This is a genomic window from Nonomuraea candida (genome assembly GCF_000725485.1).
Taxonomy (GTDB): Bacteria; Actinomycetota; Actinomycetes; order Streptosporangiales; family Streptosporangiaceae; genus Nonomuraea; species Nonomuraea candida.
On sequence record NZ_JOAG01000021.1, the window covers coordinates 195678 to 220559 of the forward strand.

The 24882-nt window shown below is 70.4% G+C and carries 23 protein-coding genes and 1 pseudogene; 16 read left to right on the forward strand and 8 right to left on the reverse strand.

All coding sequences use genetic code 11. The annotated features are described in order from the left end of the window. Positions 1-26: 26 nt before the first annotated feature. Together IO39_RS23025 and IO39_RS23030 are read right to left on the reverse strand one after the other, a co-directional pair. A complete protein-coding gene (locus tag IO39_RS23025; RefSeq protein ID WP_245642152.1) occupies positions 27-1025 on the reverse strand; it encodes a CU044_5270 family protein in 999 nt (332 codons plus the stop codon). Next, a complete protein-coding gene (locus IO39_RS23030) occupies positions 1018-1608 on the reverse strand; it encodes an RNA polymerase sigma factor (protein WP_043626791.1) in 591 nt (196 codons plus the stop codon). The genes IO39_RS23025 and IO39_RS23030 overlap by 8 nt, the downstream gene beginning before the upstream one ends. A gap of 155 nt (positions 1609-1763) precedes the next feature. On the opposite strand from IO39_RS23030, the gene IO39_RS23035 reads away from it, so the two are divergent. From IO39_RS23035 to IO39_RS23050, 4 genes are all read left to right on the forward strand, one after another. Next, positions 1764-2150 carry a VOC family protein gene (locus IO39_RS23035; protein WP_043626794.1) on the forward strand — a complete coding sequence of 129 codons (387 nt, stop codon included), beginning with the start codon at positions 1764-1766 and terminating at the stop codon, positions 2148-2150. Positions 2151-2493: 343 nt separating this feature from the next. Beyond that, on the forward strand, positions 2494-3177 hold the full coding sequence (locus IO39_RS23040) for a hypothetical protein (protein ID WP_052423246.1): 684 nt from the start codon (positions 2494-2496) through the stop codon (positions 3175-3177). 130 nt (positions 3178-3307) lie between these two features. Next, positions 3308-3889: a TetR/AcrR family transcriptional regulator gene (locus IO39_RS23045; RefSeq protein WP_043626982.1), complete on the forward strand. Its 582-nt coding sequence runs from the start codon at positions 3308-3310 to the stop codon at positions 3887-3889. Next, positions 3873-5018 (forward strand): alpha/beta hydrolase family protein, encoded by a 1146-nt coding sequence (locus IO39_RS23050; RefSeq protein WP_043626795.1) that lies wholly within the window; start codon positions 3873-3875, stop codon positions 5016-5018. The genes IO39_RS23045 and IO39_RS23050 overlap by 17 nt, the downstream gene beginning before the upstream one ends. A gap of 104 nt (positions 5019-5122) precedes the next feature. On the opposite strand, the gene IO39_RS54680 is transcribed toward IO39_RS23050, so the two are convergent. Beyond that, positions 5123-6220: a site-specific integrase gene (locus IO39_RS54680; protein ID WP_157548778.1), complete on the reverse strand. Its 1098-nt coding sequence runs from the start codon at positions 6218-6220 to the stop codon at positions 5123-5125. A 155-nt stretch (positions 6221-6375) separates the two neighbouring features. Here IO39_RS54680 and IO39_RS23060 point away from each other — a divergent pair, with 155 nt between their 5' ends. The 3 genes from IO39_RS23060 to IO39_RS23070 all read left to right on the forward strand — a co-directional run bounded on the left by IO39_RS23060 (position 6376) and on the right by IO39_RS23070 (position 10008). After that, entirely contained in the window at positions 6376-7710 is a 1335-nt protein-coding gene (locus IO39_RS23060; RefSeq protein WP_157548780.1) for a coiled-coil domain-containing protein, read from the forward strand. A 398-nt stretch (positions 7711-8108) separates the two neighbouring features. After that, positions 8109-9026 (forward strand): alpha/beta hydrolase, encoded by a 918-nt coding sequence (locus IO39_RS23065; protein ID WP_043626802.1) that lies wholly within the window; start codon positions 8109-8111, stop codon positions 9024-9026. 85 nt (positions 9027-9111) lie between these two features. After that, positions 9112-10008, forward strand: a complete 897-nt coding sequence (locus IO39_RS23070) for a helix-turn-helix domain-containing protein (protein ID WP_052423247.1) — start codon at positions 9112-9114, stop codon at positions 10006-10008. 60 nt (positions 10009-10068) lie between these two features. Here IO39_RS23070 and IO39_RS23075 read toward each other — a convergent pair whose 3' ends face one another. Continuing rightward, positions 10069-10431, reverse strand: coding sequence for an antibiotic biosynthesis monooxygenase family protein (locus tag IO39_RS23075; RefSeq protein WP_043626804.1), 363 nt, complete (start codon positions 10429-10431; stop codon positions 10069-10071). 424 nt (positions 10432-10855) lie between these two features. Here IO39_RS23075 and IO39_RS23080 point away from each other — a divergent pair, with 424 nt between their 5' ends. The 3 genes and pseudogenes from IO39_RS23080 to IO39_RS57925 all read left to right on the forward strand — a co-directional run bounded on the left by IO39_RS23080 (position 10856) and on the right by IO39_RS57925 (position 14337). Next, a complete protein-coding gene (locus IO39_RS23080; RefSeq protein WP_043626807.1) occupies positions 10856-11209 on the forward strand; it encodes a hypothetical protein in 354 nt (117 codons plus the stop codon). 306 nt (positions 11210-11515) lie between these two features. Continuing rightward, positions 11516-13873, forward strand: a pseudogene (locus IO39_RS23085) (Tn3 family transposase); the annotation flags it as partial. A gap of 35 nt (positions 13874-13908) precedes the next feature. Further along, on the forward strand, positions 13909-14337 hold the full coding sequence (locus IO39_RS57925; protein WP_245642155.1) for a Tn3 family transposase: 429 nt from the start codon (positions 13909-13911) through the stop codon (positions 14335-14337). A 206-nt stretch (positions 14338-14543) separates the two neighbouring features. Here the strand turns inward: IO39_RS57925 and IO39_RS23090 are convergent, their stop codons facing one another. The 3 genes from IO39_RS23090 to IO39_RS50880 all read right to left on the reverse strand — a co-directional run bounded on the left by IO39_RS23090 (position 14544) and on the right by IO39_RS50880 (position 17524). Next, positions 14544-15731 (reverse strand): multidrug effflux MFS transporter, encoded by a 1188-nt coding sequence (locus IO39_RS23090; RefSeq protein ID WP_052423260.1) that lies wholly within the window; start codon positions 15729-15731, stop codon positions 14544-14546. A 163-nt stretch (positions 15732-15894) separates the two neighbouring features. Then, the gene (locus tag IO39_RS23095; RefSeq protein WP_043626813.1) at positions 15895-16911 is read right to left on the reverse strand and encodes a zinc-dependent alcohol dehydrogenase family protein; all 1017 of its coding nucleotides are present in this window, start codon (positions 16909-16911) and stop codon (positions 15895-15897) included. Between the two features lie 61 nt (positions 16912-16972). Further along, complete coding sequence (locus IO39_RS50880) at positions 16973-17524, reverse strand: cyclophilin-like fold protein (RefSeq protein ID WP_157548782.1); 552 nt, start codon at positions 17522-17524, stop codon at positions 16973-16975. 102 nt (positions 17525-17626) lie between these two features. Between IO39_RS50880 and IO39_RS23105 the strand changes: the two genes are divergently transcribed. Together IO39_RS23105 and IO39_RS23110 are read left to right on the forward strand one after the other, a co-directional pair. Continuing rightward, positions 17627-18526 (forward strand): helix-turn-helix domain-containing protein, encoded by a 900-nt coding sequence (locus IO39_RS23105; RefSeq protein WP_043626815.1) that lies wholly within the window; start codon positions 17627-17629, stop codon positions 18524-18526. A gap of 135 nt (positions 18527-18661) precedes the next feature. Further along, positions 18662-19558, forward strand: a complete 897-nt coding sequence (locus tag IO39_RS23110; protein WP_043626819.1) for a recombinase family protein — start codon at positions 18662-18664, stop codon at positions 19556-19558. 328 nt (positions 19559-19886) lie between these two features. Here IO39_RS23110 and IO39_RS23115 read toward each other — a convergent pair whose 3' ends face one another. Then, positions 19887-20903: a LacI family DNA-binding transcriptional regulator gene (locus IO39_RS23115; protein ID WP_211267120.1), complete on the reverse strand. Its 1017-nt coding sequence runs from the start codon at positions 20901-20903 to the stop codon at positions 19887-19889. A 621-nt stretch (positions 20904-21524) separates the two neighbouring features. On the opposite strand from IO39_RS23115, the gene IO39_RS23120 reads away from it, so the two are divergent. The 4 genes from IO39_RS23120 to IO39_RS23130 all read left to right on the forward strand — a co-directional run bounded on the left by IO39_RS23120 (position 21525) and on the right by IO39_RS23130 (position 24595). After that, on the forward strand, positions 21525-23453 hold the full coding sequence (locus IO39_RS23120; protein ID WP_157548784.1) for a ricin-type beta-trefoil lectin domain protein: 1929 nt from the start codon (positions 21525-21527) through the stop codon (positions 23451-23453). 5 nt (positions 23454-23458) lie between these two features. Further along, positions 23459-23581, forward strand: coding sequence for a hypothetical protein (locus IO39_RS58995; RefSeq protein ID WP_281200122.1), 123 nt, complete (start codon positions 23459-23461; stop codon positions 23579-23581). A gap of 307 nt (positions 23582-23888) precedes the next feature. After that, positions 23889-24407, forward strand: a complete 519-nt coding sequence (locus IO39_RS59890) for a RapZ C-terminal domain-containing protein (RefSeq protein WP_052423251.1) — start codon at positions 23889-23891, stop codon at positions 24405-24407. After that, positions 24407-24595, forward strand: coding sequence for a hypothetical protein (locus IO39_RS23130; protein ID WP_043626828.1), 189 nt, complete (start codon positions 24407-24409; stop codon positions 24593-24595). Before IO39_RS59890 ends, IO39_RS23130 begins: the two co-directional genes overlap by 1 nt. The last annotated feature ends 287 nt before the right edge of the window (positions 24596-24882 follow it).

Genomic DNA, 24882 nt, shown 5'->3' on the forward strand with positions numbered 1-24882 from the left:
GGCCGCCCGGGGCCCGTCGCGCCGGGCTACTCGACGTCCGGCGCGCTGTCGGCGACGCTCACCTCCAGCTGCGCGCTCGACGACACCACGCTCCCCACCGGCGCACCGGCCCGACCGGCGTCCACGACCACCCCCCGGCGGCCGAGGTAGTCGTAGGTCTCCGGGTCGAAGACGTACTCCTCCCTGACTCCGAGGGGCGACACCATCGCCGCGGCGATGCCCTCGCGCCCGGCGGCGTCCCGCGCCTCCTTCACCGTCACCACCCCCGGGATGGTGGCGGCGGCGCGGAAGAGCGCGGCACGCTGGGCGGCGGGCAGGTAGGACTCCTGCAACAGCCCGCCGACCCGGTTCCACGCCTCGTAGTCCTGCAGCCCGTCGAAGGGCAGCCGCGTGTAGAGGTGCCTGCGCATGCCGTCGGCGTCGGCCGGCAGCTCGCTGACGTAGGCGTAGTCGCTGCGCAGGAACTCGGCGCGGTGGTCGAAGTCGGCCGCCCGCTCCGGGCGGCCGGGCCTGCCCGCCCGCGCCTGCTCCTCGCGTGCGGCCGGCGGGAGCGGGCGGCCCGGATACGGCAGCGGCGCCAGGATCTCCTCCCGTACGACTCCCCCGACCGAGCTGCCCTCGACCGGCAGCCAGATCGTGCGCTTGGAGCGCGAGAGCCAGATCTGCCCGTCCGACTCGGCCGAATCCATGCTCTGCGACCGGAAGACGAGGAACTGGCCCGGCCTGGGCCGCAGCTCCGGGCGGCTGCCGGCGCGCTCGGCCGCCCGCGTCAGCAGCTCCACGGCCGCGACCGTGCGGATCACCGGCGGAGGCGGCGCCGGGGCGGGCCCGCCCCGGACGGCGAACACCGCCATTCCCACCGCGGCCGCCAGACCGCCTGCCAGCGCGGCGCGCAGCCCGAGGCGGCGGAAGTCGGGGCGGGCCGGCGCGGACATGCCGGCGAGAAGGCGTTCCTCCTCGGCCCGCAGGTCCAGCCGCGCGGGGACCTCGGAGCGGAAGTCGTTGAGCCGGGCCAGGTCATCCATGGCGGACCTCCTCGATGACGGGTGCGGTGGGGTCGGTCCCGCCCAGTTCCTCGCGGATCCTGGCGCGGGCGCGGTTGACGCGTGAGCGGACCGTGCCGATGCGGATGCCGAGCGCCTCGGCGGCCTCGGCGTAGCTGAGGCCGCCCCAAGTCACCAGGAGCAGCACGTCCCGGTGCCCGGCGGGCAGCGCGACGAGCGCCGCGGCCAGGCGCCGCTGTACGGCCTGGGCGCTCAGCCGCTCGTCGCTGCGCGGGGTGAAGGGCTCGGTGACCGGGTCCACGCCGGTGCGGGCCAAAAGGTTCAGCTGCCTGGCCTCGGTGCGCTTGTGGCGGCCGATGAGGTTGGTGGCGATGCCGTACAGCCAGGGCAGGGCGGTGTGCCTGCTCAGGTCGTAACGGCCGCGCTGGTGGAAGGCGGCGAGAAAGGTCTCCGCCACCACGTCCTCGGCGACGTCGAGCCCGAGGCGGCGGATGACGAATCTCTTGATCTCGGCGGCGTGCCTGCGGAAGATCTCGCCGAACACCTCGGGCTCCTGCCGGGACCGCGCGATGACGGCCGAATCGGCGGGGCTCGTTTCTGACATGCTCTGGCCTCTCGGCTCACGGATGGAACACCCCTACTTGCCCGCCCGCCGACGGCCGGTTCCCGCGCCTCGGGGCCGGCCGGCGGCCGGGGGGCGGTGACCTGCATGAGGCCCGGGACGAGCGTCGGCGCCGGGCTCTCGTAGACTCCGCGGTCATGACAGAACGATGGCCCTTCATTCACCACGTCACCTTCATCGCCTCCGACCTCGAGGCGAGTACGCGCTTCTTCACCGCCGCGCTGAAGCCTCTCGGAGTTGTCGGGCAGGCGGCCGACGGCGGGGCGGAGTTCTGGGAGGAGGACCTGGACACCCCGTCCTTCGGTCTGTATCCGGCGGGCGACGCCACGGTGACACGGGGCGCGCACATCGCGTTCACCGCCCGCGACCGGGCCGCGGTCGACGCCTTCTACGAGGCCGCACTGGCGGCGGGCGGCCGGTCCCGGCACGAACCCCGCCGCTGGCCGGAGTACGGCGCATATTGCGCGTTCGTCGACGACCCGGACGGCAACAACATCGAGGCGGTGTACAAGGAGCAGGCATAGGAAGGGGTGCAGGGTCCACCCGCCGCGTGTCTTGCCGCGTTACAAGGTCTGCATCACGTTGACGCCGCGGGCCAGACCCAGGGCGCCCGTCAAGCGGCAGGAAAGGGGGTGAAAGGTAGGCCCGGACGGGTGATCGCGTCCGCGAGAGAGAGGTGGACATGACGGTCCGTCGCCGACAAACCGGTGCGGTCCACCCGGGATCACGCCCGGCGGCAAGCCCGGCCGCATCGCGCCGTCGCTCCCGTCCGTCAGCGGTCCGGCGTTCCCCGACGGCCCGATCACCTCGGGCAAGGTCTTCTTCATCGGCGCCGACGGGCTGCCGCACTGGTGCACGGGCAGCGCCGTGCACTCGCAGTACCGCAACGTCGTGGCGACCGCGGCGCAGTGCGCGTTCGACACCCAGACCCCCGGCGCCGCACTCGGCAAGTGGGTGTTCGTGCCCCGCTACACCGCCGGCACCGCCCCGCTGGGCCTGTACGTCGGCAAGCAGCTCGCCGGCCACCAGGACTTCGACACCGACCGCGACTTCGACCGCGGCTACGCCTTCGTCAACGTCTACGAGGGCGTCGTCCCCTCCGCCACGGGCGAGCCGACCGGCCACGGCAGGCTGGGCGACAACGTCGGCGGGCAGGGCCTGGCCTGGAACCAGCCGCTCGGCTCCTCGGTGAACGTCTTCGGCTACCCGGCGGGGCCGCACCCCGACGGCGTGCGGCCGTACACCGGGCAGAACATCAAGATGTCCGTGGGCAGCGTCACGACCACCGCCCACGTCCCCAGCCTGAAGGGCGAGCGGCTGCTGCCCGTGCGCTCCTGGTTCACCGCGCACGGCGCGCAGGGCTCCTCCTGGCTGCTGAACTACGACGCGGCCGGCGCCAGAGGCTACCTGAAGGGCCTGACCCTCAGCCTCACCGACGCCGACGGCAACCTGCGCTACGACACGGCCGTGTCCCCCTACTTCGACGACGAGCTGCTGGCGGTCTACTCCGCCGCCAACGCCGTCTGGACCGGCGCCGTCTCCCCCGCCTGACCCCGAAGCCCTTTCAGCCGGGCCGGTCACCGCGTATCCGCCTCGCGGTGACCGCACTTCACGATCACCAGAGAGATGATCAGCCGCATTCGGTGTACACAGTAAACCGTCATGGTTTACTGTGTACACCATGAGCGTTTCCCCTACGGCGGAGAAGATCGCCGAGGCCGCGCGGAGCATTCTCGTCAATGAGGGCGCCGGGGCCGTCACCATGCGGCGGGTGGCCGTGCTGGCCGGAGTGTCGCCGATGGCGGCCTACAAGCATTTCCCCAGCCGGCAGGCGCTGCTCGACGCGGTGGCCGAGCGGGCCTTCGGCGAGCTGGCCGGAGGGTGGGGGGTCCGGGTCCCGAGCGGCGGCTCCTGGGAGGAGCGGGCGTTCGGACTGCTGGAGGACTTTCTCGATTTCGCCCTGGGACAACCCCACCTGTACACGTTCCTCATGACCGACCGCCGCGAGCGGGCCCGGCGTTTTCCCGAGGACTTCGCGGGTGGCGCGCCCCCGTTCGGGCTGCTCGTCACGCTGGCGGAGGAAGGCATGCGCGAGAAGGTGCTGCGCCAGGACGATCCGCTGGAGGTGACCCTGGCGCTGACGGCGTCCGTCCAAGGGCTCGTGCAGCTCTATCTCGGCGGCCGCATCAGCCTGGAGGAGGACGGCTTTCGCGAGCTGTGCAGGCGTACGGCACGGAGGGTCCTCGATGGCGTCCGGAAGTGAGCGAGCGCCCCGCCGGAGGCGGCGGGGCTGGATCGCGGGCGCGGCCGTCCTGGCCCTCGTGGCCGCCGCGATGGGAGCCGGAGCGTGGTACGGCAGCGACCAGGCGATCAAGGTCGTGCGCCACGGCACGAGCAACACCCGGGTGCTCGCCGTCCACGGCGACACGGTGACGCTGACGCGCACGCCGCAGTCGGCCAAGCCGGGCACGTACTGGCTGGAGTGGAGCGGCGCGCACTCGATGCTCGGCGACGTCGTGTCCGACACGCCGGGCGGGGTCACGCGCAAGGTGCTGCGCGGCCCGGTTCCCTCGGTGGGCACCCCCGGCTTCTTCGGCAACGTGCCTCCCGGCGATCCGAAGGTGGCCTGGGGAATCGACTTCACCGAGATCATGGTGCCCACCGAGCTCGGCCCCGCCCCGGCCTGGTACGTGCCGGGCGACGGCACCACGTGGGTCGTGGCCGTGCACGGGCAGAACGGACGGCGCAAGGCCAAGCTGAAGATCCTGCCCGTGGTGCACCGGCTGGGGCTGCCCTTCCTGGACATCAGCTTCCGCAACGACGAAGGCGCCCCGCCCTCACCCGACGGCCTGCTGCACCTGGGCGACGCGGAGTGGCGCGACCTGGAGGCGGCCCTGCGCCAGGCGCAGACGATGGGAGCGCGCCGGTTCATCCTGTACGGTACCTCGATGGGCGGCCAGATCGTCGGTCAGTTCCTCGGCCGGTCGCCGCTCGCGCACCTGGTCGACCGGGTCATCATGGACGCCCCCATGATCGACGTACGGATGACGGCGGAGCAGGGCGCCAGGAACCACCATCTGCCCGCCTTCACCGCGGGGCTGGTCGGCCAGATCATCGAGTGGCGCACCGGCATCGACATCGATCGGCTCAGCCTGATCCACCATCCGCCGCGGGTCCGGCCGCCCCTCCTGCTGATCCACACCGTCCCCGACACCGACCACCCGATCCAGGAGGCGCACGGCCTCGTCGCCACGGGCGCGCGCCTGGGGTGGAAGATCCGGTTCGAGCCGTTCGCGCAGGGCGAGCACACCGAGGCGTGGAACGTGGACCGCGGCCGCTACGACTGGCTCGTCCACGACTTCCTGTCCCCGGTCGTCGCGTCCGCACCCTAGCGTCCGCCCGTCCGAGACGCCGTGCGAGACGCCGTGCGAGACGCCGTGCGAGACGCCGTGCGAGACGCCGTGCGAGACGCCGTGCACCGACGAACGCGTACCGGCTACAGCCCGACGTTGCGCATGGCGTTGTCGCGCCAGCGGTCGACGGCGCGGATGTAGCGCAGCACGACGGGCGAGGCGGGAGCCCAGCGGCCGTGCTTGGCGATGACGGCCACCGGGACGCCGGCGGCGTAGGCGACGGTGGCGCCGCCGGCGCGCAGGCTGTGCGCGGTGACGCGCTCCGCGGCGGGCACGCCGGCGCGGACGGCGAGGTCGCGGACGATGACGTTGACGGCGCCGGCGCCGAGTGAGGGGCCGATCGTGCCGTGCCGGTTGACGCGGCGCAGCAGCCGGCCCTCGGTGTGCCCGGCCCGGTCGAGGAGCTGCAGCCAGTCGCGCCAGGCGGCGACCGGGTCGGTGAGCGGGTGGCTGCCGCGCGGGATGGCGATGGTCTCGCCGGCGGAGTCCTTGTCGGTCTTGGACGTACGGATCGTCACCTCCAGGCCGTCGGCGACCTCGCGTACGTCCTCCCTCATGAGGGCGACCAGCTCGCTGCGCCGGCCCATCAGCGCCAGGCCGAGGACGAGCAGCAGCCGGTCGCGCCGGCCGATCGGCGTGTCGAGGTCGCAGGCGCTCACCATGGCGCGCAGCGCGTCGATGGTGATGGGCGGGGCTTCGCGCTGGCCGCGGCCGCCGTCCTCGGCGCGCTGCCGCTTGTGGGCGCGCAGCACGAGGCGGGCGGACTCGGTGGCGGGGCTTGCGGGGTGGCCGGCGAGGCGGTGCATGGTGCGCACCGCGGCGATGGCCTGCTCGACGCTGGCCGGGGCCTGCCCGGCGTCGCACAGTCCGGCGGTGTACTCGGCCAGGGTGTGGGCGGTCGCGGGCAGGGAGACGCGGCCGTGCTCGGCGCACCAGGCGGTGAAGGCAGCCCACTGGCGGGCGTAGGCGCGGCGGGTGTTGGCGGGGACGCCGTCGGCGATGCGGGCCCGGGTGCGCGCGCTCAGCGTGTAGTCGGCGGAGGTGTGCGTCTCCGCGTTCCCAGCGTTCTCCTCGTTCTCCGTGAGCGGGAGGATCGGGGCCTGCTCCCCCAACGGCCGCTCCCCCGCCGTCCGCTCCGGCAGCGCCCGTCCCTCGTCGACGCCCGTCACCTCGTCGTCCACATCCGTTCTCCCGCCCGTCTCCGGAACCCCGTGGGGGACCGGCAAATCCTGACCCGCGATAAGGAAGGTTATCACGGGTCAGCTTTGAGAAGATGACCGTTCGCGAACGCACGGAACAGATGCGTTCGTTCGCTTCGAACGTTACGCTGCTGTCCGTGGCAGACGAACAGGAAACCGCGACGGCCAGCGACACCGGCGCGAGCAGTGATCAGACGGCCGGCGACGAGGCGGCGGACCGGCGGGAGCCCGAGCCGCGATGCGCCGGCCCCGGCTGCGCCAAGGCCCTCCCCGGGCGCAGCAGCCGGGCGAAATACTGCAGCGACGCCTGCCGCGCCGCCGCGTACCGGGCCCGCACCACCGCGCACTCCGCCCCGGTGGCCAACGCGCTGCTGCGCGCCCACGACCTGCTCTCCCCGCTGCTGGCCGCCGGAGAGCAGTGGCAGGCCGCCCAGGACGCGTTGCGCACCCAGCTCGCCGAGCTGAGCAACGGCGCGCTCGCCCAGGTCGAGGCGGCCGAACAGGCCGCAGAGGAGGCCCGCGCCGCCGCCGCGGCCGCCGACCAGCGCGCCACCGCCGCGGCCAACGCCGCTGCCGCCCGGATCGCCGCCGCCGAGCAGGCCCGGCAGCAGGCCGAGGCCGCCCGCGACCGCGCCGAACAACGCGAGCAGGACGCCTGGCGCCACGTCGGCGAACACCAGGCCGCCCGCGCCCAGGCCGAGCAGGCCGCCGCCGACGCCACCGCCCTGCGGCGCCAGGCCGAGACGGACCGCGACGCCGCCCGGGAGCGGGCCGCCCGGCTCACCGAACTGCAGGCAGCCGCCACGACCCGCATCGCCGAGCTGGAACAGCAGGCCGACGAGCAGCGGCGCGATCTCGCCGATCTCCGGCAGCGGCTGCGGGAGCAGGAGCAGCACACCCGCGAGGCCGAGCAGGCGCGCGACCAGGCCCGCGGCACCGCCGAGGCGCACGCCCAGGAGGCCGGACGCCTCCGTCGCGACCTGGCCGCTGAGCAGCAGCGACGCGAGCAGGCCGCCACCGCGGCCGCCGTCGCCGAGCACGGCCGCACCCTGGCCGACCAGGCCCGGGCCGCCGCCGTCGACGAGGTGAACCGGCTGCGCGGCGCGCTCGCCGCCGCGGAGAGCGCGCTGCAGACCGCTCAACAGCAGCGCGAGGAGGCTCTCAGGACCGCCGCCGTGGCCCGGGCCCTGCTCGACCAGCAGCAGGCCGCCGTCCGGCAGCCGGACACCGAACCCCAGCCGGACACCGAACCCCAGCCGGACACCGAACCCCAGCCGGACACCGAACAGCGGCAGGCCGCTGCCCACCAGCAGGACACCGCGCAGGACACCGGGCACGACCCCGGCCCTCGGAAGGACACCGGCCCCCACCAGGACGTCGAAGACCAGGACTCCGGACAGCCGCCCGCCACCGCCCACCGGCAAGACGACGCGGCGGCCGGCCGGGACGGCCGATCGGCACCGCCCAGCTGACACAGCGGCCGAACCAGCCCGAAATTCGGCCCGGCCGGGCCCGCAGCGCCGCGCTCTCCCAGCTTGCCGCCGAAGCCCTGACCGTGAAGAACTTCCTCCCTCTCCTCCTCAACTCGGACAAGCCAGATGTGGTGACGATGGGCTCTGCCTGTTCGCGGCCACCCAGCCCCGCGACTGCCTCATCAAGGCATTCCCTTCGCACAGGTCTGAGCGCTCGCATGCTCAAGGCCGTTGTCCTGGTACAGCGCTGTCCCAGGACAACGGCCGCCCCTTTTGCGGCGCGGTGGCGCGTGCGAGTCTCGGCGCCGTGCCCGGCATGACCGGGCGCCGGTCGAGGCGGTGAGAGCACCGCGGCTCCGCGACCGGCCACGAAGACCGAGGACACGAAGACCGAGGACATGAAGACGAACGTCAGCTTCCCCAGCGCCCACCTCACCCTCGCCGGGATCCTGTTCACCCCGGACGACCACACCGGCGGCCGGCTGCCGGCCGTCGTCGTCTCCCACCCGGGCGGCGGCGTGAAGGAACAGACGGCCGGCGTCTACGCCGAACGGCTGGCCCGCGCCGGGTTCGCCGCGCTCGTCTTCGACGCCGCGTACCAGGGGGAGAGCGAGGGCGAGCCGCGCGGGCTGGAAAGTCCTTTCCAGCGGGCCGAGGACGTCAAGTCCGCGGTGAGCCACCTGTCCACCCGCGACGACATCGACCCGGAACGCATCGGCGCCCTGGGCATCTGCGCGTCCGGCGGCTTCGTCCCGTACGCCGCGCAGACCGACCACCGCGTCAAGGCCGTGGCCACCGTCAGCGCCGTGGACCTCGGCCAGGTGTTTCGCGAAGGGCTCGGCCGCACCCAACCTCCGCAGGTGCTCCAGGCCATGCTCGACCGGGCCGGCGCCGCGCGCACGGCGGAGGCGCGGGGCGAGGCCCCGCCCATGGTGCCGTGGATCCCCGCCGACGCCGAGGAGCTGCTGGAGGGCGAGACCAGGCAGTTCCGCGAGACCTGGGAGTACTACCGTACGCCGCGCGGCCACCACCCGCGGGCGGCCCAGGGCTGGGTGCTGCGCAGCATCGACGAGATCGCCCAGTACGACTCGTACGCGATGATCCACCTCATCGCGCCCAGGCCGCTGCTGATGATCATCGGTTCCGAGGCGGAGAGCGCCTACTTCAGCCGCGAGGCCATCGAGAAGGCGGCCGAGCCCAAGGAACTGTTCGTCATCGACGGCGCCACCCACGTGGATCTGTACGACCGCGACGAGTACGTCACCCCGGCCGTCGCCAGGCTCGCCGCCTTCTTCGGCGAGCACCTGACCGGCTGACCGCTCCCCTGCCCCGCGTCGGCTCCGCTTGGTCATGCCGGTCCCGGAGAACGGGGAAGGCCGGAACGTTGCCAGACTTGGGCGTATGAGCAGCAACGCGCGCCCCGGCGAGCTGGGTGACTTCCTCAAGGCCCGGCGGATGGAGCTGAGCCCCGCCGCGGTGGGGCTGCCCGTCGCCGGCGGGCGGCGCCGCGTCAAGGGGCTGCGCCGGGAGGAGGTGGCCCTGCTCGCGTCGATCAGCGCCGACTACTACACCCGCCTGGAGCAGGGGCGCCGCCAGGCCTCCGAGCCGGTGCTGGAGGCCATCGCGCGCGTCCTGCGGCTCGGCGACGACGAGCGGGCCTATCTGTTCGAGCTGTCCGGCAAGGACAGGAACGCGGCCCGGCCGCCCCGCCCGGCCGCGCGGAAGGTCCAGCCGCAATTGCAGCGGCTCCTCGACGACTTCGCCACCACCCCGGCCGTGATCCTCGGCCGGCGGACGGACGTCCTGGCCTGGAACGCCATGGCCGCCGCCCTGTTCACCGACTTCGGGAAATATCCGGAAGAGAAGCGCAATTTCGTAAGGCTGGTTTTCAGTGACCCCGACGTGCGGGCGCTGTACCCGCACTGGGAGGACGTGGCCCAGGCGTGCGTGGCGCAGCTGCGCATGGAGGCCGCCAGGGACCCGGACGACCCGCGGCTGGGCGAGCTGGTGGGCGAGCTGTCGGCGCGGGACCGGGACTTCCGCCGGTGGTGGGGCGGCCACCACGTCACCGTGCGCGACATGGGCACCAAGGTGATCCGCCATCCCGTCGCCGGGGAGCTGACCCTCGACTGGTCCACCCTCACCTGCGCCACGGACCCCGACCAGCAGCTCATCGCCCTCACGGCCGAGCCTGGCACCCCGTCCCACGACGGCCTGCGCGCCCTCGCCGCGACGGGCCGCCGAGCCGGCGCTCAAGCCGGTGGCGCACCTCACCGCCTCCGGACCGAGCCGGCCTGAACGTGCCCCTTCCGGCCACAGCGTCCGAAGCGTCAGACTCCGCGAGCCGGCGTCGGACGATCAGACATCGAGGCGCTGCGGCCCGGGACCGACCTCGCGGACGACAGTGTAGGTGGGCGCTCCCGTCATACGCGGTTCGGCCTTGCCGGACAGGCCCTCCAGGGCCTTGGTGATCGCCGCCATCCGGCCGTCGGTATCGGAGTTCTCCACGAAGTGACGGTAGTCCGCCTCGCTCGCCCAGTGCACGATGGTGTACACGCGACTGCCGTCGGTGCTCACGTGGAAACGGGCCGAGCGGTAGCCGGGAAAGAAACGCACCCACCGCTCCTGAATCTCCGCGAACGCCTCCACCAGCTCAAGCTGCGTGTCAAAGCCGTCAACGGTGTAGTCGATGATCGAAGAGAAACCGAGATCCGTGCTCACGGGCACACTCCTTGAGGTCGAGGTCGGGTGCGAGGCGATGCCCCGGCGGCCATCGTGCAATCTCAACCGTGGTCGAGGTCAAGCGCCCAAGCGAAAGCAACCCCGGCCCGGTCGTGGCGCGCCACGGCCGGGCGGCGGTCGCCTCCACCACGTAGGTATGGACCTTCGCAGCGCCCGCAACGCGAGCTGGGCCGCCACGGGTACAGCCGGGGCATGCGGGGGCAGCTGAGTGATCTGGCTGAATGCCGGTCTTCGAACCCTGGACCGGATCTTGTAGTCGATCACTGCCGATCGCCGGCCTCACGAGCTCCAGCGATGTGGTTGCCCTGAACAAAGTCCTTCTGGTGCGCGGCCCGTGGCAGGCGGGCATATTGGTGGGTGCACGGTCAGGATTCGCCCGTTCGACGGTCATCGGAAGGCGGTCATGGCCAGGGTTCGCCAGCGCAAGAAGGGCAGCAGCAGCCAGGCCAGAGGCGGTGATCCGCCGGAGCCGGGCCCGGGAGCCTGGAAGGCCGCGCGCACGTGGGTGGCCGGGGTGGCCAGCGCTGTGCTCGTCGCGGCGGCCGGCGTGGTGTTCACCGCCTGGTACACCGCGAGCGGGACCGACGCCGTCGACCAGATCGGCGGCAAGCCGCCGCTGACGGTCGGGCATGTGGAGGTCGATCTCGACGAGCGCCCGCTGGTGCTCAGGGGGGGCCAGACCAAGTACGAGAGAAAGGGGCAGTGTCCTGCCCTACCTGAGAGAGCGCTGATCAGCGGGTACGGCGACGGGGCGTGAGGACCTCGGTGACTTTGGCGATGGCCTCAGGTCCGGGTTTGACGTAGCGCATGGCGGTGCGGGGGTTCTTGTGCCGGGTCTTGCCCATGATGAGCTGCAGCGGGACCTCGGCCTCGGGGGTTGAGCAGCATGCGAACGAAAAGTCGCGTTTAGCCGCCCCCAGAGCCCCGCTTGCCGTTGATGGCTATTCCAATGCGGATGACCTGCGGAATCGTGCTGCTCAGAAGGTCGTGGAAGCTGTTTCCCCGTAACAGTTCGATCTTGAGCCTGGCTCGCGTTGATGGATGAGTCCTACCTTCTGGGCCCATGCCAGTTGAGTTCTTAAGCGATGAAGAGGCGGCCGCCTACGGCCGCTATGTAGGGGCGCCGACGCGGGCCGAGCTGGAGAAGATGTTCTTCCTCGACGACGCGGACCGAAAGCTGATCGGGCGCCGCCGTGGTGATCAGCACCGGCTCGGGTTCGCCCTGCAACTGACCACGGCCCGGTTCGTGGGCCGGTTCCTGCCGGACCCGCTGGAGGTCCCGGCCGAGGTGATCGACTACCTGGCCGATCAGCTCGGCGTGGCGGACGTGTCGCAGGTCAAGCAGTACACCGAGCGGCGCCAGACGCAGTTCGACCACCAGGACGAGATCAAGAAGGCGTACGGGCTGCGGGAGTTCTCCGCGGTCGAGGCGGAGTTCACCGCGTGGGTGGATGCGCGGGCGTGGAACACCGGGGACGGCAAGAAGGGCATCTTCGTCGACGGGGTGAGCTGGCTGCGCTCCAACAAGGTGCTGCTGCCGGGGGTGACCACGCTGACGCGGCTGATCGCCCGGGTGCGTGATGAGGCGACCGAGCGGCTGCATGACACGCTGTACGGCATTTTGTCACCGCGGCAGCAGGCGATTCTGGCCCGGCTGCTGGAGGTGCCGGAGGGGGCGCGCTCGTCGGATCTGGAGCGCTGGCGCAAGGGCCCGTCGGTGCCCTCGGGCCGGAACATGGAGAAGGCGCTGGAGCGCGCCGGGGAGATTCTCAGCGTCGGCCTGGGGTCGATGGAGCTGCCGCCGGGGGTGCCGCACCGGCGGATGGTGGATCTGGCTCGGTATGGGATGACGGCCACGGCGACCACGCTGCGCCGGCACGGCCCCTCGCGGCAGCCGGCCACGTTGCTGGCCACGGTCATCTACCTGGAGGGCAAGTCGGTCGACGACTGCCTGGACCTGCTGGATCTGCTGATGACGACCGAGCTGATCGGCAAAGCCGAGACCGCCACTGACAAGGAACGGGCCCGCCAGCACCCCAAGCTCGCCCGCCATTCGGCCACCCTCGCGGTGGCGGTGGAGACGCTGCTGGAAGTCACCGAGTACGGCGAGGAGCTGCGGCTGGAGCAGGTGTGGGAGGCGATCGATGCGATGGTGCCGCGCCGGGAGCTGAAGGAGGCGGTGGCCGCGGTGACCGGGATGGTGCCGCCGCCCGGCGCCGATGCCGATGGGCAGATGCGGGCGTTGCTGGCTGAGCGGATCGCGACGGTGTCGGGATTTCTCAAGACGCTGACCACGGTGATCGAGTTCGGCGCGAACGCCGAGGCGCAGCGGGTGCTGGCGGCGATGAGGACGCTGCCGCGGCTGCTGGACGGCCGTAAGAAGAAGGTGACCGAGGACGACATCGACGTCGCGCTGGTGAGCGGATCGTGGAAGCGGCTGGTGTTTCGGGCCGGCTCGCACGGCAGCACGGTGGACAAGAACGCCTACACCATGTGCGTGCTGACCGAGTTCCACCGTCATCTCACGCGGCGTGACGTGTACGCCGAGGCCTCGGCCCGGTGGCGGGATCCGCGCGGCCAGCTGCTGGACGGCGCGGACTGGGTGGCGGCCAAGGGGCCGGCGCTGACGGACCTGCAGCTGCCGGAGCATCCGGAGACGCTACTGGCCGAGCACGCGCTGGTGCTGCATCTGGCGCTGCGGGACGTGGCCGCCCGGCTCGGCACCGACGGCGTCGACGTCACCGTCGATGAGGAGGGACGGCTACACGTCGCCAGGCTGCAGGCGCTGCCTGAGCCGCCGTCGCTGGTGGATCTGCGCAAGCGGGTGGCCGGCATGCTGCCCCGGGTGGATCTGCCGGAGTTGCTGCTGAAGGTGATGGGCCGTGTCCCCGGATTCGAGGCGGCTTTCACCTCGGTGGCGGGCGGGGTGAGCAAGCTGGCCGATTTCGGTGTCTCGGTGGCGGCCTGCCTGACCGCGCAGGCGCTGAACATCGGCTATGCGCCGGTGGTCAAGGCCGGCACCGCGGCGCTGGAGCGTGACCGGCTCAGCCACGTGGCGCAGAACTACCTGTCGGCCGAGACGTTCTCGCTGGCCAACGCGCCGCTGATCGAGGAGCAGGCGAAGATCGGTTTTGCCCGGCAGCTCGGCGGCGGCCTGGTGGCCGCGATCGACGGCATGCGGTTCGTGGTCCCGGTGCCGTCCATCTACACCCGGCCGAACCGGAAGTTTTTCGGCGGCAAGAGGGGCCTGACCTGGCTCAATATGATCAATGACCAGGGTGCGGGACTGGGCGCGAAGGTGGTCACCGGCACCGTCCGGGACTCGCTGCACATGATCGATGTACTGTTTCGGCGCGACGGCGGGCAACGCCCGGACATCATCGTGACCGACACCGGATCTTACAGCGACGTGGTCTTCGGACTGGTGCATCTGACGCGATCGCCGCCTATGGCCGCATTTTCAAGACGCTGCACATCCTCACCTACGCGGTGGAGGAGCCGTATCGGCGTGACATCAAGGGCATCCGCAACCTGCAGGAGTCCCGCCACGCCCTGGCCGGGAAGATCTTCCACGGCCGTAAGGGCGAGGTCTACCAGCGCTACTACAAGGGCATGGAGGACCAGCTCGGCGCGCTCGGGCTGGTGCTCAACTGCGTCACGCTGTGGACGACCGAATATTATTCTCGGGCGGTGCTGGAGCTGCGTTCGCAGGGCCGGGAGGTGAGCGACGAGATCCTGTCGCACATCTCGCCCGGGCACAGCGACAACATCAACTTCTTCGGCGTCATCAACGTGGACGTCGAGGCGGAACTGGCCAAGCTCGACACCAGCGGATGGCGGCCGCTGCGGCCCGCCCAACTGCGAGAGCTGGGGTTGACCCCGTGAACTGGGGTCCCTGAGAAAGGTGAGGGCCGCGTCCTACCCTAAACAAGCTGGGTGCGGGCGGGGCCCGGTGGGTTGGCGGCGCGCGGGTTAGGGGCTCGGCGCGGGCGACGCAGGCACGGTGAGTTCGACCTCGATGGCCAGCACACCGAACACATCTCGCGTCGGCCCGGCCCCGTTGCTCGGGGCGCGGCGTTCGGCGCGGGCACTCATCGGTGAGCCCGGCTGGGCTGCCGGTCGCGGGGCCGGAGCCTGATGGTCATGGCGTATGTGCTCATCGCGAGGCCGGCGGACACGAGCGTGACGAGGCCGAGGGGGACGGCGTTGTCGGCGCCGCCGAGGCCGACCAGGGGTGCGGCGAGGCCGCCGCATGCGAAGCGCGCCAGCCCGAGCAGGGAGGAGGCGGTGCCGGCAATGTCGGGGTAGTTGGCCAGGGCCAGGGAGGTGGTCGGCGGGCTCGTGGCGGCTACGCCGCTGACCATCGTGAACAGCGAGAGGATCACGGCGGTCAGGGGCAGGGCAAGGACCGCGGTGGCGAGCAGGCCGCCGGCGCCGAGCAGGCACAGCACGAGCCCGATCAGCAAGGTCCCCTTCTCCGACCACCGCTCGGACAGGCGGCCGGCGGCGAAGCCGAACACCATGAACCCCAGGGAGTTCAGGCCGAACGCCACAGCGTAGCCCTGCGGGGAGAGGCCGTAGATGCCTTGCAGGACGTAGGTGGCACCGGCGAGGTAGGCGAACAGGGCGGCGCTGACGAAGGCGGAGATGAGCACGACGCCGAGGAAGGTGCGGTCGCCGATCAGCCGGCGAAAGTCGCGGCCGGTCCGCGTCAGCCCGCCGGTGACGCGATCGTGCGCGGGCAGCGTCTCGCGGAAGATGACGAGACAGGCCAGCAGGATCAGCGCGCCGATCGCGGACAAGACCAGGAAGATGCCCCGCCAGTCGGTGACCGAGGCGAGTTGCCCGCCGATCACCGGTCCGATGACGGCGGCGAGCCCGGCGATCACGGTCAGGTGGCCGTAGAAGCGGACGAGCTTGCCGCCAGAGTAGAGGTCGCGGCCCGCGGCTTGGGCGATCACGATGCCCACCCCGCCGGCCAGGCCCTGGACGAATCGCGCGGCGATGAGGGGCTCGATGGCCGGGCTGAGGGCACACGCCGTTGAGGTGAGGATGTAGGCGAGGACGCCGGCCAGCAGGGGACGGCGGCGGCCCAACCGGTCGGACAGCGGTCCGGCGGCGGCCTGACCGAGGCCAAGACCGAGCAGGCACGCGGTGACGGTCAGCTGCGCTGCCGAGGTCGCCGCCCGCAGCTCGGTGGTGAGCGCGGGGAGCACCGGCAGATAGACGTCCATGGAGAGCGGACCGAAGATCGTCAACAGGGTGAGGACGACCGCCAGTGCACGGCCGACGGCCTGTTCCCGCGGGCCTGCCCGGTGGTGGCCGCTCGGGGATGCCGCCGGGTCGGTGTTCGCGGGCGGAATGGTCACGCGGTTCCTCCAGCAGCGGGGTTGCATCGGGGCGACAGGTCTCGATCGGCGAGGCGAAGTGAAGGTCGCCGGACTACGGGTGCAGGAGCACCTTGATGGCCCGGCGCTCGTCCATCGCCCGGTAGCCGTCGGCGGCCTGGTCGAGCGGCAGGGCCAGGTCGAACACTTTGCCGGGGTCGATGTGCCGCTCCCCGATGAGCCGCATCAGCTCGGGCAGGAAACGGCGCACCGGGGCGGGACCGCCGTGCAGATGCACGTGGGAGAAGAACAGACCCATGCCGGGCAGCTGCACATCGTGGGTGACGCCGACGTAGCCGACGTGCCCGCCCGGCCGGGTGGAGCCGATGGCCTGCATCATCGACTCCTGGGTGCCGACCGCCTCGATGACGCTGTGCGCGCCGAGCCCGCCGGTGAGGTCTTTGATCCGGGTGACGCCTTCCTCGCCTCGCTCGGTGACGATATCGGTGGCGCCGAACTCGCGTGCGAGCCTCTGGCGGGCCTCGTGGCGGCTCATCGCGATGATGCGTTCGGCGCCGAGCTGCCGAGCCGCCAGCACCCCGCACAGGCCGACGGCGCCGTCGCCGACGACCGCGACGGTCTTGCCCGGCCCCGCCTGCGCGGCGACCGCGGCGAACCAGCCGGTGCCCAGCACATCGGAGGCGGCCAGGAAACCGGGAATCAGGTCGCCAGATGGGACCTCGGGCGTGGCGAGCAGGGTGCCGTCCGCGAGAGGGACGCGCATGTACTGTCCCTGAGCACCGCTCACGCCCTCACGATGGATGCAGGAGCTGTGGTAGCCCGCCCGGCAGATCTCGCAGGTGTTGTCGGAGGCGAAGAACGAGCCGACCACGAACTGGCCCGGCCGCACCGTGGTGACCGCGGCTCCGACCTCCTCGACGATGTCGGCGTACTCGTGCCCCATCGGCTGCGGTCCCTCCAGCTTCTCCACGCCCCGGTACGGCCACAGGTCCGACCCGCAGATGCAGGTCGCCGACAGGCGGATGATCGCGTCGGTCGGTTCGATGATCTGCGGGTCGGGACGGTCTTCGACGTGGACCTGTCCGGGGGCGGTCATGACGGCAACACGCATGAGCGAAGCACTTCCTGTAGGCGGTGAAGGCGGTGATGGTTCGGGCGGTTCAGGCGGTAGGTCAGGAATTAGTCGCGGTGGCCGGCTCGATCCGGACCGTGAGACGGCTGCCTGCCTCGGAGAGGTTGTCCAGGCCGGTCTCGACGACGCCGAGGCGGATCAGGCCGGGGTCGGGCACCGTCTGGCCGAGGTCGTCGTAGTAGACGGCGATCACCCCGCTCACGGGCCAGACATAGATGCCGCCCGGGGTGGGATCATGGACCGGCGTGCCACCCCCGGCGGTGAGCGGGCGCGGCAACGGCCCCGCCTTCGCCTGGCCCCACGCGTCCGTCAGTTGCACGGTCAACGGCAGCATCGTGGTGAACTGCCGCGCCATCATCGTGTCGGTCAGCGTCGCGGCGACGGCATGGTCGCCGAACCGCAGCACCACCGCCATCCCCGATGCGGCGCTCGCCGTGCCCGGCGATGACACCGGAGATGACACCGGCAGCGTCACGGGCCCGGTGTCCTGCGGGTCTGCTGATCGCGAGCACCCGGCCAGCGCGGCGGTCAGCAGGCAGGCGGCCAGGCGGCGGGCCCAAGCGGCGGTGGCCGCGATCACTACCTCGGTCATGGCATCCAGCACACCTGGGACGGCCCGGGCGAGGAAGTCTCTGCTGATGGGTGTACTACCAGTGCATCCCACGTGCCGGGGAGCGTGGCGTACCGTCGTGGCATGGACAACCGGTCCGAAGTGCGCGCCTTCCTCACCTCGCGACGCGCCAAGATCACTCCCGTGCAGGCGGGTCTGCCTGTCGCCGGGCAGCGGCGCGTTCCCGGGTTGCGGCGCAGCGAGGTCGCCGCCCTGGCCGGGATGAGCGTGGAGTACTACGCCAAGCTCGAACGCGGCCATCTGGCCGGCGTCTCGGCCAGCGTCCTCGACGCGATCGCCCGCGCCCTGCACCTGGACGACGCCGAACGCGCCCACCTGCTACGGCTCGCGCACGAGGCCGACGGCAGCAACGCCGTCCTGCGCCGCCGCCGTCCCAAGCAGCCGACCGCCCGGGCCAGCCTGCACTGGATGCTCGACACCATCACTACCGCCCCGGCCATCATCGGCAACAACCGTTCGGACCTGCTGGCCGCCAACCGCCTGGGCCGGGCCATGTACAGCGACCTCTACGCCGATCCCACCCGGCCACCGAACTTCGCCCGCTTCACCTTCCTCGACAGCGCCGCCAGTCGCTTCTTCCCCAACTGGGACCTGGCCGCCGACATGACCGTGGCCAACCTGCGCACCGCAGCCGGTAAGGACCCGCACGACAAGGGCCTGCACGACCTGGTCGGAGAGCTGTCCACCCGCAGCGACGATTTCCGCCGCCGCTGGGGAGCCCACAACGTCCGCACCCACGGCACCGGCGTCAAACACTTCCGCCACCACATCGTCGGCGACCTCACCCTCGCCTACGAGAGCATGGACCTGCGCGCCGAACCCGACCTGTCCATGACCATCTACACCGCCGAACCCGGATCCCCGTCCGAAGACGCGCTCCGCCTGCTCGCCTCCTGGGCCGCCACTCACGAGCACACTGATCAGCTCCAAGACACCGACCACCCGCGCGCCGAGTACAGTTGACACGCCCGAACGGTGTTTCATAAGCGGACACCTATGAAACACCGCCTCCGATCGGGGGCGTCCAGGGTGAACACTGTTTCATGAGTCGGTGCAAACGGGTAGCCCTCTGAAACACTCCTATGAAACGATCTCCGGGTGCACGACGACGACTTCCTCCGCGTGGAGGCCCACGCCTGCCCGATGACCTCCTGCGCCGCCCCGGCCGGCTCCCCCTGCCGGACCGGCAAGGGCAAGGTCGCCGTCCAGTACCACACCGCCCGCTTCCGGCTCGTGCCCGCGTTCGCCAAGGCGCTCAACGTCCCCACCCCCGCCCTCCGCAAGCCGGGCACCCTGTGGATCGAACTGCCCCGCCCGGTCGCGGCCGACGCCGAACCGGCAGGGCACGCGCGGATCGGCTACGCCCGCGCCTCCACCCTCCGCCAGTCCCTCGACACCCAGCTCGACGCGCTCAAGGCCGCCGGCGTCACCCGCGTCTTCGCCGAGAAGATCTCCACCCGCGCCACAGTGCGGCCCGAGCTCGACAAGGCCGTCACCCTGGCCCGGGAACTGCGCGCGGCCGGGGTCGCGGTCACCCTCGTGGTGCACGAGCACAAGCGGCTCGGCCGCGGCCTGGACCTGGCCGCCCTGGCCGAGCAACTGAAGGCGGCCGGCATCGGCCTGGAGTTCCTCACCGGCGAACTGCAGGGCTCCCACGACCCCTCGGGCGTGGTGTTCACCGTGCTGGCCGCCCTGTCGGGCATGGAACGCGAGTACATCCGCGACCGCACCCTGGAAGGACACGAATCCGCCCGCGCCCGCGGCAAGGCCATCGGCGGCGCCGCCGTCACCGACGAGAACATGCTGTCCATGGCCCTGCACCTGCGCGGCCAGAACCTCAGCCTGCGCGAGATCGCCTCCCGCCTGGTCATCACCCAGGGCGCCAAGAGGGGCCGGCATCCCTCCCCGGCCACCGTCATGCGCATGCTCCGCGACCACGACACCAGCATCACCGAGGTGGGCGCCGGAGCCGACGATGCGAAGCAACGGCCGTAGTCCCTGGCCGGTACCCGAGCCCGAACTGTCCTTGGCCGTGATCCAACACCGTGATCAAACCCGAGACGCCAGTCGGCGGCTCCCACGTTATCGCAGGTCAGGCGCTATTTCGTTGAAAATTTCTTCATTGCTACTGGGACCCCGACCTGCGGAAACGTGCCTGCCGCCGTTGTCGAGACGATGAGCGCCGGGCTCATCCCCTACCGTCCCGACCGAAACCCGAGGGCCGCACGGGGCGCGGTCACCCATCGTGACCCGCACCAACGCTCTACCTTGCGGGCCATGACACGAACCCGAGCACCGGGCCTCCTTCGCCGTCCGCCAGGGGTCAGTCTGCGAATGTCGCTGGTGCGGCGCCGGTCGAGCCGCGCACGATGAGGTGGGTGGGCAGCATCAGCCGGGACCCGCCGGAGCGTTGACGTCCGTCGAGTAGATCCAGCAGGAAGTCGACCGCGGTCCGCCCGATCTGCTGCTTGGCGACGGCGACGCTGGTCAGCGGCGGGTTGGTCATGGCGGCGAAGGGGATGTCGTCGAATCCGACGAGGCTGATCTGCTGGGGAACGCCGATGCCGCGGGCGGTGAAGCGGTTGAGCAGTCCAAGCGCGATGACGTCGTTGAAGGCGATCACAGCGGTCGCCGAGGTGGCGAGCACCAGATCGGCCGCGGCGGTGCCGCCGTCGTAGGTGGGTGACACGGCGGTGAAGTCGGTCAGCTCGGCGCCCGCGGCGGCGACGGCGGTGCGCAGGCCGCGGAGCCGTTCGCGGTTGTCGGAGGAGGCGGCGGGACCGGCGACGTAGGCGAGCCGTCGGTGGCCGAGGGCCAGGAGATGCTCGGCCGCCTGCCGGGCGCCGTCGGTGTTGTCGGAGGTGACGCAGGGAACCCGCCTGCCCCTGTGGTTGATCGTGACCACCGCGGTTGCCCGCAGGAAGGGATCCAGGTCCTCCTGGGCGGCGCGGGGCGAGCACAGCAGGAAGCCGTCGACCTGCCTGGCCAGGGTGCGCACGAGGTCGACCTCGGTCGCGGGGTCTTCCCCGGTATCGACCAGCAGGACGGAGTAGCCGCTTTGCCGGGCACGTCCTTGCACGGCCTGGAAGATGGTGGAGAAGATCGGGTTGGTGATGTCGGGCACCACGAGTCCGATCGTCCGGGTCCGGCCCGTCGTCAGGGCGCGCGCGGCCTGGTTGGGGTGGTAGCCCAAGGCCGCCGCGGCCCGATGGACGCGCTCTCGCGTGCCGGGGCGCACCTGGCGGGGGTCAGCCAGCGCGCGGGACACCGAGGCGGGTGACACACCCGCCAGCCGCGCCACGTCCTTGATCGTCACCGTCACGACAGGTTCATCCGTCACGACGGTTCCTCCGGGATCGCCAGCACGCCACACCGGATTCTGGAACCGATTTCCTTTCGCTGTCAAGCAACAGCTGAACGCCCAGGGGACAGTCCTCAAACTTTGGGCCTTGACACGGTGAGGACCTCGACCGATGTTTGGAACCGATTTCAGTTGCGTTCCACTCTCGGGCATCTCCTAGCCATCCCTCAGGAGGCAAAGCCGCTATGGAACACGCATCCGCCCACATCAGAGGCACCAGCGGACGATGGCGACGACGATTCACGACCTGAAGCCGGCTCGGTCTCCTGGTCCTGCCGGCGTTATCAGCGATCACGGTGCCGGCCACGGCCGCACTCTCCCACACAGCCGCTCCCAGCACGGACGACCACATCTCCTTTACCCCCCACGTAACCGGCAGGTAGACGCAGCCCTTTACACACTGTTCCGCCCACCACCGCGGCGCGATCCGGGATCGCACCCCGCATCCACGATCACGATCGCTGCCGCCGGTACTGGCCCCCGCACAGGATTCCGACAGGAAGGACCCCCATGAGAATCACACCTCTTGCGAGGTTACTTGCGAAGTTAGTAGCCCTCGCACTCCTCGCCGTTGGCGGTGGCGTCGGGACAAACGCCTTGGTGGTGCCGGTGTACGGCGCGACTGCGGCGACCGGCGCGGCCGGGAACAGCTCGGCCGGTCAGGCAGCCGGCGGCTGCCTCGCGGATCCCGCCCTGCCCGGCGCCACGAAAAGCTCCCTCTACACCGTCACGGCGGACGGCGCGCCGCTGTTCGTCGAGAAGATGACCAAGTTCGCCCCCGAGATGCAGGTCCATTACGCGCACTGCTCGATGGCGGGAGCGGGCACGGCCACATTCTCGGTCACCGTCGCCCAGAGCTTCAGCTCGTACACCGTCAGCCCCAAGAGCCGGAAACTGGCGGTCACCAGAAGCGGCAACACGATCACCTTCGCAAGCGGCCCCAACTACTTGATCGTCCAGTTCGACTCCAAGGAACTGCTGTTCATCCTCATCGACGCGGCCGAGTCGAGTCCGCCCCTGCTGGGGGACGCCAACGTCAAGAACCTGGCCGATTACGGGGTCGACAACACGGGGGCGACGCTCGTCACCTCCAAGATCCAAAACGCCATCAACGCCGCGTCCGGAGCGACCCGGAACATCCTGTACGTCCCGCCCGGCAAATATCAGGTCGGTGAGCTCTGGATGAAGAGCAACATGACCCTGTATTTGGCGGCCGGCGCGATCCTCTACGGCTCGAACAAGCCGGGAGACTTCAACACCGGCGGCGGCGGCGTGAACATCGAAGGCGCCCAGCACTCGACGATCCGGGTGTACCAGGTGAGCAACGCGAAGCTGCTGGGCCGCGGTGTCATCGACGGAAACGGGAAGTCCCTGCGGGCGCAGGGCACAAAGCTGAATCTCCTGAAAATCGAGGAGAGCTCTGACATCCTGGTCGACGGCCTCACCGTCCGAGACCCCAGCTTCTGGAACACGCTCATCTACCGCAGCGACAAGGTCACCATAAAGAACTATAAGATGATCAACGTTCGGCCCACGACGACGACGTTCAACAACACCGACGGTGTGAATTTCGACGAGTCGACCAACGGTCTGCTGTCCAATGCTTTCCTCTACACGGGCGACGACAACATGGCGACCAAGAACGAGGAAGACAACGCAGGCACGATCAACACCAGGAACATCGTCCACGAGCATGTCGTCTGCTACAGCAACTCGGCCTGCGCGAAGATCGGGACCAAGAACAAAGGAACGTCGATGGACGGCGTCACTTTCCGCGACATCGACGTGGTGAAGGCGGGACGCGCGATGGTGATCGACGCGTACGACACGGCCGTCATCTCGAACACCCGGTGGGAAAACGTCAGAGTGGAGCAGACTGACAGCCTGATCGACCTGAACGAAGACCGCCCGCCGTCCTGGCGAACGGTGAAGAACACCGCGACGATCCGCGACGCCTACTTCACGAACGTCGCCTCGGACGTGAAGAAGGTCATCAACCTGCACGGACGTTCCTCATCGGTGAACATCAGCGGCGTGCACTTCAGTAACTTCACCGTCCAGGGAAACCCGATCACCAGCCGAACCGACCCGGACGCGAGCTGGAACATCAACGCCTACGTCTCGGGTATCACTTTCGACACGACACCGACGCCCGGGACCTTCCGACTGCGCAGCCAGCTCGCCAACCGGTGCATCGACAGCCCGAACGGCGCCAGCGCCAACGGCACCCAACTGCAGATCTACGACTGCAACACCCTCGTCAACCAGCAGTTCACCAGCACCGGCAGGCAGTTGCAGCTCGTCGGCAAATGCCTGGACGAACCCACGGACGCGACCTCCGGAACCAGGGTGCAGCTCTGGAGTTGTTCCGGCGGCAGCAACCAGCAATGGGACCTCACCGCCAACGGCACCGTCACTAGCAGCGGCGGACTCTGCCTCGACCTGAACAACGACGCCACCACCAACGGCACCGCGGTCAACCTCCGCACGTGCGACGGCGGCACCTCACAGAAATGGACCAAAAACTAATCAGCGTGAAGAAGGTCATCAACCTGCATGGACGCTCGTCATCCGTGAACATAAGCGGCGTGCACCTCAGTGACGTCACCGTCCACGGAAAACCGATCACCAGCCGAACCGGTCCGAACGCGAACTGAGACATCAACGCCTCCGTCTCGGGCATCACTTCGGGGTTATGACCTGGACCTCCTCGTTCAGGGCGGGCCGGGACGCTCTACGTGACGAAGGACGCGGGACATCACCGTACGGTGATGCTCCGCGTCCTTCGTCTGCGAGCCGGAGACCTCGTGGCCACCTTGGCGGTGACGCGGCGGTTCGCCCCCGGGACGCTCCAGGGACGGCCTGTCGGCCAGGCTGCATCTGGCGTGCGAGCAGGGGCAACGACTGCTGGCGCTGGTGGTGACAGCCGGACAGCGCGGGGATGGGCCGCAATTCCCCGCCGTCATGGCCGCCATCCGGGTGCCCCGGCTCGGACCCGGCCGGCCCCGGCCCCGGCCCGAGATCGTCCACGCCGACAAGGCGTACTCTTCCTGGGCGCTGGAGGTCCTCGACGGCATTCCCGAGGACGACGACGTCGAAGCGATGATCGTCTCGTTCGGCTACAGCCACAGCCCAGCGCCGGGCGCCGACCTGACCATCGACGCCCGCCGGCACTTCCGCAACCCGCACCATGACCCGCGGATGCGCGAGCTGACCGGCCTTGACCGGCCGGCGCGGGCGGCGGTGGTCATCCCGGACAGCGCGGCGGCCGTCAGGCGCATGGCGTGGATCAGCGTGTCACCGCAGCCGGCCTCGCCCTGCCGGGGGATCTTCGGCGCGGGCTCTCTCAGGTGGGTTCGGGGGCGGGGGTGGGGGGCAGGTCATGTTGGCGTCGCCGGTGGCGGCGTCGTCGAGGAGGTAGGTGTCGACCGGGACTGTAAGAACAACAACGGTGTAACTCCTGATCATGGAGGACACACCTGATGAGTACTGTGATCCAGGCATCGACGGAGATCCACTTGGAGGACGCCGCGGTGGCGCGTAAGAAGCCGGAGGAGTCGACTGATCGGGAGCTGGTGGCCCGGCTGGTCGATCAGGCCCGGGCCGAGCACGCCGAGAGTGTCACCCACCGCACGTGGCTCAGCGTGCTCGCGATCCGCCGCAAGGTTTGAACCACCCGCGTGCCGCGCTCACTATGACAGTGCGAATCACCACGCTGCTCGACGACTGCGGCTACGTCACCCTGCTCAAGCTCCATCTGGCCCGCGCCGGGCCACATCGCCGGGCCGCTGTTCCCCGTCGCCCACCGCGCCTGCGCGCAGCCAGCGCATCAATACTCCCCACTGCGATCCGGCCAAGAACGGTTGGAGCAGATTCCGCTCTCTTCACGGGCCCGGCATCATGATCGGGTGGACAGACTCTTAGTGCTGGTGAACGGCCTACCTGGGTCCGGAAAGTC